This window comes from Dechloromonas sp. HYN0024 (assembly GCF_003441615.1).
Lineage (GTDB): Bacteria > Pseudomonadota > Gammaproteobacteria > Burkholderiales > Rhodocyclaceae > Azonexus.
Map to the genome: position 1 here is coordinate 3164938 of NZ_CP031842.1, position 13307 is coordinate 3178244.

Here is a 13307-nt window from a genome sequence, read left to right on the forward strand (position 1 = left end):
TTAGCGTGAACATCAACGCTACACTGATTGGCCAGGCAATCTGGTTTGGTCTCTTCATCTGGATTACGATGAAGTACGTCTGGCCGCCGCTCCAAAAAGCGATGGCAGACCGTCAAGCACAGATCGCTGATGGCCTGGCTGCAGCAGAACGTGGCAAGCACGAGCAAGAGCTCGCCGCCAAGCGTTCCGCCGATGCGTTGCGTGAAGCCAAGGAGAAATCCTCGGACCTCATCGCTCAAGCCGAAAAGCGTGCGCAGCAGATCGTCGAAGAAGCCAAGGGCACTGCCAAGGTTGAGGCCGATAAGGTCGTCGCCGGTGCCAAAGCGGAAATTGACCAGGAAGTCGAACGTGCCAAGCAAGCTTTGCGTGAGCGCGTCGCCGAACTGGCAGTTGCCGGTGCCGAGAAGATCCTGCGCAAGGAAATCAACGCGTCCGCGCATGCCGACATGCTGGTCGCCCTGAAACAGGACCTGTAAGCAATGGCTGAATCCGTCACTATCGCCCGCCCTTACGCCGAAGCCCTGTTCCGGACGGCCAAGGAAAGCGGCAATCTGGCCAAGTGGGCCGAGCAGGCAGCAACGCTCGCCCAGGTGGCCGCCAGTCCCGAAGTCCGTGCGGCTATCGGTGATCCCAATGTGGCGGCCCCGCAACTGGTCGACCTCTTCCGGTCTGCCTGCGGTACGGCGGTAGATACGGAGCTGGCGAACTTCATCCAGCTGCTGTCCAACAATGACCGCCTGGGGCTGTTGCCGGAAATCGCCGGCTTGTACGAAAACTACAAGCGCGACGAAGAAGGCACCAAGCAAGCCGAAATCATTTCGGCTTTCCCGATCGATGATAACCAGGTGAAAGCCCTGGTGCCCCAACTCGAAACGGTCTTCAAGACCAAACTCGAGACCTCGGTGTCGGTTGATCCGACCCTGATCGGTGGCATCAAGGTAATCGTTGGCGACCAGATGCTGGATGCTTCAGTCCGCGGCAAGCTCGACGCCATGGCTACGGCGCTGAACAACTAGGAGAATTTCATGCAGTTGAATCCTTCCGAAATTTCTGAACTGATCAAGAGCAAGATCCAGAACCTGCAAGGCGCATCGGAAGTGCGCACGCAGGGCACCGTGGTATCCGTCACCGACGGTATCTGCCGTGTGCACGGCCTGCAAGACGTTATGCAGGGCGAAATGCTGGAATTCCCCGGCAACACCTTTGGCATGGCGCTCAACCTCGAGCGTGATTCCGTCGGTGCCGTGGTTCTTGGTGCTTACGAACACATTTCCGAAGGCGACGTGGTCAAGACCACCGGTCGCATTCTGGAAGTTCCCGTTGGCCGCGAATTGCTCGGCCGCGTGGTCAATTCCCTCGGTCAGCCGATCGACGGCAAGGGCCCGATCAATGCCAAGCTGACCGACAAGCTCGAAAAGGTTGCGCCGGGCGTTATTTGGCGTAAGTCGGTTTCGCAGCCGGTACAAACCGGTCTCAAGTGCGTTGACTCCATGGTGCCGGTTGGCCGTGGCCAGCGCGAGCTGATCATTGGCGACCGTCAGACCGGCAAGACCGCCGTTGCTGTCGACGCCATCATCAACCAGAAGGACAAGGGTCTCTTCTGCGTTTATGTTGCTATCGGCCAGAAGGCTTCGACCATCGCCAACGTCGTGCGCAAGCTCGAAGAGCATGGCGCCATGGCCAACACCATCGTCGTTGCTGCACCGGCTTCCGAATCGGCTGCCCTGCAGTATCTTGCACCGTACGCCGGTTGCACGATGGGCGAGTACTTCCGCGACATCGGTGAAGATGCACTGATCGTTTATGACGATTTGACCAAGCAAGCCTGGGGCTACCGTCAGGTTTCCCTGCTGCTGCGCCGTCCGCCGGGCCGTGAAGCCTATCCGGGCGACGTTTTCTATCTCCACTCCCGTCTGCTGGAGCGCGCTGCTCGCGTTTCCGAAGAATGGGTCGAGAAGGTCAGCAATGGCGCAATCAAGGGCAAGACCGGTTCTCTGACCGCTCTGCCGGTTATCGAAACGCAAGCCGGCGACGTTTCCGCCTTCGTTCCGACCAACGTGATCTCCATTACTGACGGCCAGATCTTCCTGGAAACCGACCTCTTCAACGCCGGTATCCGTCCTGCTATCAATGCCGGTATCTCCGTGTCCCGCGTCGGTGGTGCTGCCCAGACCAAGCTTATCAAGAAGCTCGGCGGCGGTGTCCGTCTGGCCCTGGCCCAGTACCGCGAACTGGCCGCTTTTGCCCAATTCGCTTCCGATCTCGACGAAGCCACCCGCAAGCAGCTGGAGCGTGGCCGTCTGGTGACCGAGCTGATGAAGCAGCAACAGTACTCGCCGATGAGCATCTCTGAAATGGCCGTCACGCTGTACGCAGCTGACAAGGGCTATTTTGACGATGTCGAAGTCAAGCGTGCCCTGGAATGCGAAAAGGCCATGATTGGTTACCTCAAGGCCAACTGTGCCGACCTCATGAACACCATGGAGTCCACGGCCGACCTGAGCGCCGATTCCGAGAAGCAACTTGCCGCAGGCATCGTCGCTTTCAAGAGCAGCTGGGCCTGATTAGCTAGGAGAATTACATGGCTAGCGGCAAGGAAATTCGCAACAAGATCAAGAGCGTCGAAAACACGCGCAAGATCACCAAGGCCATGGAAATGGTGGCCGCATCCAAAATGCGCAAGGCGCAGGACCGGATGCGGGCTGCCCGTCCCTATGGCGAGAAGATCCGGCGCGTTGCAGGCAATCTGTCTCATGCTCTGACCGAGTACCGTCACCCGTTCCTGGTGAATCGTGAACAAGCCGCTGTCGGCATCGTTCTGATCACCTCCGACAAGGGTCTGTGCGGCGGTCTGAACTCGAACCTTCTTCGTCTGGCTGTCACGAAGATGAAGGAATTCGAGTCCGCGGGCAAGAAACTGCAGGCTACCTGCATCGGCAACAAGGGTCTCGGTTTCATGCAGCGCGCAGGCGCCAAGGTCGTCTCTCACGTCACCGGGCTGGGCGATACGCCCCACCTGGAGAAGCTGATCGGGCCGGTCAAGGTTCAACTTGATGCCTACATGAACGGTGAAATCGATGCGCTGTATATCGGCTACACCCGCTTCATCAACACGATGAAGCAGGAACCGGTGTTCGAGCAACTGCTTCCGCTGTCTGGAGGAACCGTCGGTTCCGCCAAGACCAAGTGGGACTATGTCTACGAACCCGATGCCAAGGCCGTGATCGACGATCTGCTGATCCGTTATGTTGAAGCATTGATTTATCAGGCCGTTGCGGAAAACATGGCCTCCGAGCAGTCTGCCCGGATGGTTGCCATGAAGTCTGCCTCGGACAACGCCAAGACCGTTATCGGCGATTTGAAGCTGGTTTACAATAAGGCCCGTCAGGCTGCGATTACCAAGGAACTCTCGGAAATCGTCAGCGGCGCCGCCGCGGTGTGACGCGTAGATTTTTAATTTTGGGGATTTGAATATGAGTCAAGGTTCAATCGTTCAGTGCATCGGCGCCGTTGTGGACATCCACTTCCCGCGCGACGCGATGCCGAAGGTCTACGACGCCCTCAAGCTGGATGCTTCCGAAGCAAACGGCATGGCAGAAGACGGCCTGACCTTCGAAGTACAACAACAACTCGGTGACGGCGTCGTTCGTACCATCGCCATGGGTTCCTCCGACGGTCTGCGTCGTGGCATGAAGGTGAACAACACCGGCGCCGGCATCTCTGTGCCGGTCGGTATGGGCACCCTCGGTCGCATCATGGACGTTCTCGGTCGCCCGATCGACGAAGCCGGTCCGATCGACTCCAACGAGCTGCGCGTGATTCACCAGCCGGCTCCGAAGTTCGACGAACTGTCTTCTTCTGTTGATCTGCTCGAAACCGGCATCAAGGTTATCGACCTGATCTGCCCGTTCGCCAAGGGCGGCAAGGTCGGCCTGTTCGGCGGCGCCGGCGTCGGCAAGACGGTTAACATGATGGAACTCATCAACAACATCGCCAAGCAACACTCGGGTCTGTCCGTGTTTGCCGGCGTTGGTGAGCGTACCCGTGAAGGTAACGACTTCTATCACGAAATGAAGGACTCCAACGTTCTCGACAAGGTTGCGATGGTGTTCGGTCAGATGAACGAGCCGCCGGGCAACCGTCTGCGCGTTGCCCTGACCGGCCTGACCATGGCCGAACGTTTCCGTGACGACGGTCGTGACATCCTGTTCTTCGTCGACAACATCTACCGCTACACCCTGGCTGGTACGGAAGTTTCCGCACTGCTCGGCCGTATGCCTTCCGCCGTGGGCTATCAGCCGACGCTGGCTGAAGAAATGGGCCGTCTGCAGGAGCGTATTACCTCCACCAAGGTTGGCTCGATCACCTCCATCCAGGCCGTTTACGTGCCTGCCGATGACTTGACCGACCCGTCCCCGGCTACCACCTTCCTGCACCTCGACTCCACCGTCGTGCTGTCGCGTGACATCGCCTCGCTGGGTATCTACCCGGCCGTCGATCCGCTCGACTCCACCTCGCGCCAGCTTGACCCGCAGGTTGTCGGTGAAGAGCATTACGCTGTTGCCCGTGCCGTGCAGATGAATCTGCAGCGCTACAAGGAACTGCGCGACATCATCGCGATTCTGGGTATGGACGAACTGTCTCCTGAAGACAAGCTGGCCGTTTCCCGCGCTCGTAAGATTCAGCGTTTCCTGTCGCAGCCTTTCCACGTTGCTGAAGTCTTCACCGGTTCGCCGGGCAAGTTCGTTTCCCTCAAGGACACGATCAAGGGCTTCAAGGGCATCTGCGCCGGCGAGTACGATCACCTGCCGGAACAGGCGTTTTACATGGTTGGCGGCATCGAGGAAGTGCTCGAGAAGGCCAAGACGCTGTAATTACGCAACGTCGTATAGGAGCTAGTTATGGCTATGACTGTTCATTGTGATGTCGTCAGTGCTGAAGAATCGATCTTCTCCGGCCTGGTGGAAATCGCAGTGTTTCCCGGCGAAGCCGGGGAACTCGGCATTCTGCCGCGGCACACACCGCTTCTGACTCGCATCAAGCCCGGCACCATTCGTTTGAAGGTGCCGAACCAGAGCGATTTTGAACTGGTGTATGTTTCCGGTGGCATGCTGGAAGTTCAGCCCGACATGATCACCGTGTTGGCTGATACGGCGATTCGTGCGCACGATCTGGACGAAGCCAAGGCACTGGAAGCCAAGAAGCGCGCCGAAGAAGCTCTTGCCAATCGGAATGCTGAGATGGATTACGCTGCTGCTGAAGCAGAACTGGCACAAGCTGTTGCCCAGTTGCAAGCAATCCAGCGTCTGCGCAAGCACACGCACTAATTCCGGAAATTCCGGACCCAAAAAAAGGCAGCCTCGGCTGCCTTTTTATTTTACATCCCGCCAAAACTAGACCCGGGATATCCGTTTCTCAAGTCTGGCCACGTCATCCCGCAATTGATTGACCGCCTGGCCGAAGGCGTTGGTATCACGGCTGGCCGCGAGCAGCCGGGATTCTTCAACAGCGTATTCGGCAAAGTTGTCGGCCGCCCTTCCCAGGGCACTTTGCATCCCGGCAGCCAGAGACTTGGCCAGAAGGACCAGACGCCGGGCCGGAATGTCACCGACCAGTTGGGCCAGATCAGCCTCGGCATCCCAGCGTAGATTACGCAGAACAAAGGCCAGGCTTTCGGCGATATCGGCCGAGCCACCTAGTTTCACCGAGGTGAACAAGGCATCGCGGTCGACCAGCAGGCGGAACAGCACATCGGAAGGCAAGCCAATGCGGACATCCGGCTCATGTCGGATGTCACCGGCCTGGAACAGGCCCTGGTGATCGATGCCCAGACGCAACACAAATGGCCCGGCATTGATCCGGATGTGGGCTCCCGAATGCCCGACCAGCCGGGCCTGCGCCCAGCTTTCACCGAGAATCAAATGATTCAGGGCGCGACAGGCGAGCAATTCGAGCGCTTGCATGGCTACTACTGCCTAGAACTTGAAACCGCGATGCAGGGCGACGACACCGAGCGCCAGATTGAAGTACTCAACCTTTTCCAGGCCCACCTGTTCCATCATCGACTTCAGTTCTTCCTGGCCGGGATGCATGCGAATCGATTCGGATAGATAGCGGTAGCTATCCGAGTCATTGGTCACCATCTGACCGACCCGTGGAATCACCTTGAACGAATAAAAGTCATAGAGCGGCGCCAGCGGCTTCCACACTTGAGAAAACTCGAGGACCAGCAGGCGCCCACCGGGACGCAGTACCCGCCGCATTTCGGCCAGGGCAGCATCCTTGTGCGTCATGTTACGCAGGCCAAAGGCTACCGTAACGCAATCAAACCAATCGTCAGGGAAGGGAAGCTTCTCGGCATCGCACTGGGCCACGGGCAGCATGTAGCCCTTGTCGAGCAGGCGGTCGCGGCCGCGGGCCAGCATCGCATTGTTGATATCGGTCAGCCAGACCTGGCCACTTTTGCCAACCCGCTTGGAAAAAGCCAGGGAGAGGTCGCCGGTGCCACCAGCAACGTCGAGAACGCGTGATCCCTCACGCACACCGCTGCGCTGAATGGTAAAAGACTTCCACAGACGGTGCATACCGCCCGACATCAGATCGTTCATCAGGTCGTAGCGGCTGGCCACCGAGTCGAAGACGTCGGCGACGCGACGAGCTTTTTCCTGCTCGGCTACGGTTTCGTAGCCAAAATGGGTTTTGTCGTTGTTCATGATTTCAGTGATGATGGCCGCAGCTTCCCGCCGCCGGACGTGATGAGGTGTCGATATCCCGCGACAACCCCTGTGTTTCGATTTGCTTCAGGTATTCCTGCCAGAGTTCATCATGATGCTTGCCCAGGTTGTACAGCAGATCCCATGAATAGAGACCGCTATCATGGCCGTCAGAAAAAATCAGGCGCAGGGCATAGGTACCCACCGGCTCGATCGCATCAACATCGACATTGCGCTTGCCGGTCTGCAAGGTCTCTTGCCCGGCACCGTGCCCACGCGCCTCGGCCGATGGCGTATAGACGCGCAGAAACTCGAAATCCAGCGAATAGCGCTGGGCCTCGCCGTAAATCAGCTCCAGCCGACGGGATTTCTTGTGCAGCTTGATTTCGCTCGGTATCGGGGTGTCCCGATCAATACCAGCCATAGTGTTCTCCTGAGTGAGAACGCTAGTTTAGCGCACTCGCCCCCGAGCGTTACCGGGATAAGTCAAACCACCTGATAGCTGATCCTGTCGTAATCACCACCACGCTGCAGAATATGGTTCATACGGAGTTGCCAGGGCGCTTCATCACCGGAAAAAACATCCAGTATCCGGCTTGCCTGATACATGCCCGGCGGCAGCACAATAGACCCCTCTTCCCTGATCGCCGGCAAGGCCGGCAAGAGGAAAGCCCGAACGAAGCGTTCGTGATTTCCCTCCTTGGCCCCGGCCACGCGGACGGCAATGCCGGTTGGCAGGCCGGGCAGGGTGGCGACGCCAACAATCAGCCCGCCATCATCTTCCTGCATCAGCCAGGTCGTCTGGGCGAGAAGGAATTGCTCGCCATCATGCGGACAGACAACCATCAGTTCGCCATGCGATACGCGCATCCCTGCGCAGCTACGGGCCAGGCGGAATCCATTGGCGGAATGATTGATGACCGACCACTCGTCAATCGGAAAGGTGACCTGTGGCTTGATGGCCAGTGTCTGCCCCGGCTCCGCTCGTTCGCCGAAGGTGAACAACTGATCAAACTCGCCGCGCGAAAAGGCAGCGGCAGAATCCGGCTGGGTGAACTCCTTGCCGGTCACACAAAAATGCATGGCATCGAAACCAACCGCCACTTTGGCTATCCCCGCCGTGTTGAATCGACGGAACCGACGCGGCGACGCCGACTGGCTCCAGGGCCGGGAAAGGTGATCAAGCAGCGCGATGACATGGCCACCGGTTTCCTCGCCAAGACCCAGTTGCGATGGCGTGATCCGTTGGCGAAGCTGGCTTAGCATGTGATTGATCTGCAGGCTCAGGCGGGTCGTATCGAGACGCCTGGTGTCCGTTGACGGATCGTCGGCGACGCCGGCTGGATGCAGCGGCAGATCCTTCATCAACTCGATGACGTAGGCCGGTGCCTCAAGGTCATCTTCCAGCCGATGAATCGAAACCAGGGGTGCCCACATGCCGGCCCAGCGGCGGATCAGGTTGAGATTACGGACGCTATTGCTGTAGGGACTGGCAATATCGATGAGCAGCAGGGTTATGTATGCGGCGGCACAATGGGTTGCCTGCAGACTGTTTTCGAGGACATCCTCAACCGGGGTATGGGCAATACCCCATTCTTCGGCTGTCTCGTAGTAGCCATGCAAATCCAGCCAGATGCCCGGCGGCAGATCACGGCGGGCACGATAGTGCTCAAGGATGACCATACCGGTGTAATAGAGGCAGCGATGCAGAATGAGCGCCATTGTCGCGACAAATTCCGGATCGGCCGACGCCGGCTTTTCAAGGCGGGCACACAACGCATAGGCCTTGCCCATTTTGCGCCAGGCCGCAACCACTTGCTGGAAATAGGACTCTTCCTCGTCCCCCAGCGGAATTGCCTTGTTGTGATAACGCCGGGCCATTTCCTCTTCGACGAAGCTCATCGGCACCCGTGCCTGTTCGAGCAAGGCAAGGAGGATGGCGGGGTCAGGCTGGGTATCGAGCAGGGCGTCAATGAAGGCCATCAACTGCTGCTCGGCAACGACCGGGTTGGCCAGCGACAACTGCGCGAGAAAATCCATCCCGCTGCGCAGATCGGATACAACAGGCAATTCAATATGGGTCGTAGTCATGATTCATCCAGACTGATTCAATTTTGCCAGCGCAACAGACACCGCCTCGGCCAGAACTACATCGCTTACCGCTGGGCGGGTCACCAAACCTTCCCGCCGGACGCTACCCCAGACCGGTTCAGGAAAATGCCGGTCATCCCGCCAGCGCGGAATGACATGCCAATGTACATGCGGCACCATATTGCCAAAACTCGCCAGATTGATCTTGTCCGGCGTAAACAATTGACGCACCACCGTTTCGACGGCGAAGACAATGCGCATCAGCAAGGCTTGATCGGCGGGCGCAAGATCGGTCATCTCGCGCACGTGATCATTCCAGATGACGCGGCAAAAGCCCGGATAGTGGGGATCATCGACCCTGACGACGCGACAATGGGCCGACTGCCACAAAAGGGCGCCGCCGGGCATGCTGCACAATTCGCAGGGCTGACTGCCGAGTTCCACGCGATGTCACTCCGGTGAGATTAAAAGTTAGTCACCGTAGTTAAATACCACAAGTCACCGACCAGAAAAAAGAACAAATTCACAGTCGGTGACTAAAACTGTCAAAATTTAAAGCAATACGCGCTCAATGCCACCCGTATTGGCCTTGCCGACATAATCGGCCATCCAGTTCTCACCGAGCAGATGCTTGGCCAGTTCGACCACAATGTAATCGGCCTTGGTTCCGGCATCATCGTCGTAACGCGAGAGCCCCTGCAAACAGGCCGGGCAGGACGTCAGAATCTTGACGTCACCGGTAAACCCGTCGGCCCGCAACTTGGCCGCCCCCGATTCGATTTCCTGCTGCTTGCGGAATTTGACTTGGGTTGCGACATCCGGGCGCGAATAGGCGAAGGAACCGGCATCACCGCAGCAGCGGTCGGTCAGGGGCACTTCCTGGCCCATCAGCGACTTGGTCACGGCGAGCGGGGCATAGACCTTCATCGGCGTATGGCAGGGATCGTGGTACATGTAGCGCGTACCGCTGACGCCATCAAGTTTGATTCCCTTTTCCATCAGGTACTCGTGGATATCAAGCAGGCGGCAGCCGGGGAAGATTTTCTCGAACTGGTATTTCTGCAACTGATCCATGCACGTTCCGCATGAAACAATCACCGTCTTGATGTCGAGATAATTCAGTGTATTGGCCACCCGGTGGAAGAGCACGCGGTTGTCCGTGGTGATCTTCTGGCCCTTGTCCTCATCACCCGACGAGGTTTGCGGGTAACCGCAGCACAGGTAGCCCGGTGGCAGCACGGTCGTGGCGCCGGCTTCGTAGAGCATCGCCTGCGTGGCCAGACCAACCTGCGAGAACAGGCGCTCGGACCCGCAGCCCGGGAAATAGAACACGGCATCGGATTCTTCGGTTGTCTTGTGCGGATTGCGGATGACCGGGATGACCTTGTCGTCCTCGATGTCGAGCAGGGCGCGCGAGGTGCGTTTGGGCAGGTTGCCCGGCATCGGGCGGTTAAGGAAGTGAATGACCTGCGTCTTGACGCTGGGCGCACCGACCGTGGCCGGTGGGTGGGCGCGGCTGTCCTGAACGAGGCCGATCGCCTTGGCCGCCTTGTGGGCGAGGCGCTGGGCCTTGAAACCGAAGTCCATCATGACGCCGCGCATCAGCTTGATGGTCGCCGGGTCCTTGAGGTTCAGATAGGTCATCGCGGCCATGGTGCCGGGGCTGAAACGCTTCTTGTCCTGCTTGCGCAGGAAGTTGCGCATGGCAACCGAGACATCGCCAAAGTCGATATCGACCGGGCAGGGTTTGACGCAGCGGTGGCAGACCGTGCAATGGTCGGCCACATCGTTGAATTCGTCGAAATGCTTGAGCGAAATGCCACGCCGGGTCTGCTCTTCATAAAGGAAGGCTTCAACCAGCAGCGAAGTAGCGAGAATCTTGTTACGCGGGCTGTAGAGCAGGTTGGCACGCGGCACATGGGTCGAGCACACCGGCTTGCACTTGCCGCAGCGCAGGCAGTCCTTGACCATGTCGGAAATCTTGCCGATCTCCGACTGTTCCATGATCAGCGACTCGGTGCCGAGCAGGCTGAAGGAGGGCGTGTAGGCATTGCCGAGATCGCCGCCGGGCATCAGCTTGCCCTTGTTGAAGCGGCCTTCCGGGTCCACCTTCTGCTTGTAGGCACGGAAGGGGCCGAGTTCGGCTTCGGTCAAAAACTCCAGCTTGGTGATGCCAATGCCGTGTTCGCCGGAGATGACGCCATCGAGCGAGCGGGCAATATGCATGATGCGCTCGACCGCCTTGTTGGCGGTCTGCAACATCTCGTAATTGTCGGAGTTAACCGGCAGGTTGGTGTGCACATTGCCATCGCCGGCGTGCATATGCAGAGCGACGAAAACGCGGCCGCGCAGAACTTCCTTGTGTATAGCTTCAATGCGCTCGATGATCGGGCGATAAACGCCACCGTCGAAAATCTTGGCCAGCCGTGAATGCAACTCCTGCTTCCACGACACCCGCACGGAGTAATCCTGCAGGCGGTGGAACAGTGTCGGATTTTCTGCCCGGTTGGTCAGTTCACCGGCCTGCACGCCATACGAGGCGAAGCGCGACTCGGCCTCGGCCAACGGCAGGTCGAGATTTTCCAGCAGCCATTCCCAGCGCAGGCGGACAGCCTCGACATAATCGATGGCGGCCTGCCGGCGATCGCCGATCAACACATCGGTGTCGAGCGTCGTGTCGCCCCGATGTAGCGGCAGGTCGCCCTTGAGGAAAGCACTCAGGGCATCGCACAACGCCAGCTTGTTCTGCGTCGACAATTCGATGTTGATGCGCTCAATGCCGTCGCAGTAGTCCCCCATGCGCGGCAACGGGATAACGACGTCTTCATTGAGCTTGAAAGCATTGGTATGGCGGGAAATGGCCGCCGTGCGCGAACGATCGAGCCAGAATTTCTTGCGCGTTTCAGCATTGACCGCGATGAAACCCTCGGCTGCCCGCAGGTTGCACATGCGCACGACTTCCGAAGCCGCAGCCATGACGGCGTTTTCGTCGTGGCCGACGAGATCGCCAATCAGCACCATCTTCGGCCGACCGTGGCGCTTGGCCTTGGTCGCGTAGCCAACGGCCTTGACGTAGCGTTCGTCGAGATGTTCCAACCCCGCCAACTGGACGCCGGCGGCATGGCCGGCGCCACCCGGCTTGAAATAATCGGTGATCTCAACGATGGCCGGCACCGCTTCGCGGACCTGGCCGAAAAACTCGAGACAAACCGTGCGCGCCACCGGCGGCATCTTGTGCAGCACCCAGCGGGCGGCGACGATGATGCCGTCAGTGCCTTCCTTCTGGACGCCGGGAATGCCGCCGAGGAACTTGTCAGTCACATCCTTGCCCAAGCCGATCTTGCGGCAGGCCGCGCCCGGCATGGTGAGGATTTCCTCACCAATCAGCTTCTTGCCGCTCGGGTCGAAACGCTTCAGACGGAATTCGACGTTTTCCTGTTCGTGGATCTTGCCGTAGTTGTGATTGACTCGTTCGACTTCCAGCCAGTTGCCGTCCGGATCGACCATCTTCCACCAGGCCAGGTTATCCAGCGCAGTGCCCCACAACACGGCCTTTTTGCCGCCCGCATTCATGGCAATGTTGCCGCCGATACACGAGGCCGAGGCCGAGGTCGGGTCCACTGCGAAGACACGCCCGGCAAGCGAGGCGGCTTCCGAAACGCGGTCGGTGACGACGCCGGCGCCAGTGCGGATGGTCGCATACGGCGTTTCATGACCGGCCAGGACCAGTTCTTCAACCGGACCGATATCGATCAGCTTTTCGGTATTTATCACCGCCGCATAACGGGTCAGCGGCACAGCGCCGCCGGTATAGCCGGTGCCGCCGCCACGGGCAATGATGGTCAGGCCGGCTTCGATACAGCCACGCACGAGATGACCAATTTCTTCCTCGGTATCCGGGTTGAGCACGACGAAGGGATATTCGACGCGCCAGTCGGTCGCATCGGTGACGTGCGAAACACGGGCCAGGCCATCAAAAGCGATATTGTCCTTGCGCGTATGCTTGCTCAGGATACGCGTCACCTTGCGGCGCAGATCCCAGGTCTCGCCAAAACGCTCGGCGAAAAGATTGACCGCATTGCGGGCTGCATCGACCAGGCGCTTGACCTTGGCAGCCCGTTCCATATCCTCGCCTTCCGTCGCCGCACGGCGCTTTTCGACTTCCGACAAGCGGTGGTGCAGGGCGTTGACCAGCGCATCGCGACGTTCGCGATTATCAAGCAGGTCATCTTCGAGATAGGGATTGCGCTGCACGACCCAGATGTCGCCCAGCACCTCGTAGAGCATGCGGGCCGAACGGCCGGTAACGCGTTCGGAGCGAAGCTCGTCGAGCACTGCCCAATTGTCGGCGCCAAGCAGGCGGATAACGATCTCGCGATCGGAAAACGAGGTGTAGTTGTAGGGTATTTCGCGCAGGCGGGCAGTCATGGAAGCAGCCGGGGTCCGTCAAAAGGTGAATTTTAGCGTATTGCGGGGCAGGACGCGGGCACAGGTAGACGTGAT

The 13307-nt window shown here is 58.9% G+C and carries 12 protein-coding genes; 6 read left to right on the top strand and 6 right to left on the bottom strand.

What is annotated here, in order from left to right:
• The first annotated feature begins 5 nt into the window (after positions 1–5).
• From HYN24_RS15270 to HYN24_RS15295, 6 genes are read left to right on the top strand one after another with little or no spacing between them, the layout of a single operon-like run.
• Positions 6–476 (top strand): F0F1 ATP synthase subunit B, encoded by a 471-nt coding sequence (locus HYN24_RS15270; protein WP_117610058.1) that lies wholly within the window; start codon positions 6–8, stop codon positions 474–476.
• A gap of 3 nt (positions 477–479) precedes the next feature.
• On the top strand, positions 480–1016 hold the full coding sequence (locus HYN24_RS15275) for a F0F1 ATP synthase subunit delta (RefSeq protein ID WP_117610059.1): 537 nt from the start codon (positions 480–482) through the stop codon (positions 1014–1016).
• A 9-nt stretch (positions 1017–1025) separates the two neighbouring features.
• Positions 1026–2564, top strand: coding sequence for a F0F1 ATP synthase subunit alpha (gene atpA, locus HYN24_RS15280; protein ID WP_117610060.1), 1539 nt, complete (start codon positions 1026–1028; stop codon positions 2562–2564).
• A 17-nt stretch (positions 2565–2581) separates the two neighbouring features.
• The gene (gene atpG / locus HYN24_RS15285; protein ID WP_117610061.1) at positions 2582–3442 is read left to right on the top strand and encodes a F0F1 ATP synthase subunit gamma; all 861 of its coding nucleotides are present in this window, start codon (positions 2582–2584) and stop codon (positions 3440–3442) included.
• A 31-nt stretch (positions 3443–3473) separates the two neighbouring features.
• The gene (gene atpD / locus HYN24_RS15290; RefSeq protein ID WP_117610062.1) at positions 3474–4874 is read left to right on the top strand and encodes a F0F1 ATP synthase subunit beta; all 1401 of its coding nucleotides are present in this window, start codon (positions 3474–3476) and stop codon (positions 4872–4874) included.
• 27 nt (positions 4875–4901) lie between these two features.
• Positions 4902–5327, top strand: a complete 426-nt coding sequence (locus tag HYN24_RS15295) for a F0F1 ATP synthase subunit epsilon (RefSeq protein ID WP_117610063.1) — start codon at positions 4902–4904, stop codon at positions 5325–5327.
• A 66-nt stretch (positions 5328–5393) separates the two neighbouring features.
• On the opposite strand, the gene HYN24_RS15300 is transcribed toward HYN24_RS15295, so the two are convergent.
• The 6 genes from HYN24_RS15300 to HYN24_RS15325 form a co-directional block, all read right to left on the bottom strand.
• Positions 5394–5963, bottom strand: a complete 570-nt coding sequence (locus HYN24_RS15300) for an SCP2 domain-containing protein (RefSeq protein WP_117610064.1) — start codon at positions 5961–5963, stop codon at positions 5394–5396.
• 12 nt (positions 5964–5975) lie between these two features.
• On the bottom strand, positions 5976–6713 hold the full coding sequence (gene ubiE, locus HYN24_RS15305) for a bifunctional demethylmenaquinone methyltransferase/2-methoxy-6-polyprenyl-1,4-benzoquinol methylase UbiE (RefSeq protein ID WP_117610065.1): 738 nt from the start codon (positions 6711–6713) through the stop codon (positions 5976–5978).
• A gap of 4 nt (positions 6714–6717) precedes the next feature.
• Complete coding sequence (locus HYN24_RS15310) at positions 6718–7137, bottom strand: gamma-butyrobetaine hydroxylase-like domain-containing protein (RefSeq protein WP_117610066.1); 420 nt, start codon at positions 7135–7137, stop codon at positions 6718–6720.
• Between the two features lie 62 nt (positions 7138–7199).
• Complete coding sequence (locus HYN24_RS15315; RefSeq protein WP_117610067.1) at positions 7200–8804, bottom strand: hypothetical protein; 1605 nt, start codon at positions 8802–8804, stop codon at positions 7200–7202.
• A 3-nt stretch (positions 8805–8807) separates the two neighbouring features.
• A complete protein-coding gene (locus HYN24_RS15320) occupies positions 8808–9248 on the bottom strand; it encodes an HIT family protein (RefSeq protein ID WP_371413215.1) in 441 nt (146 codons plus the stop codon).
• 108 nt (positions 9249–9356) lie between these two features.
• Positions 9357–13232 (bottom strand): DUF3683 domain-containing protein, encoded by a 3876-nt coding sequence (locus HYN24_RS15325; RefSeq protein ID WP_117610068.1) that lies wholly within the window; start codon positions 13230–13232, stop codon positions 9357–9359.
• Positions 13233–13307: the final 75 nt, after the last annotated feature.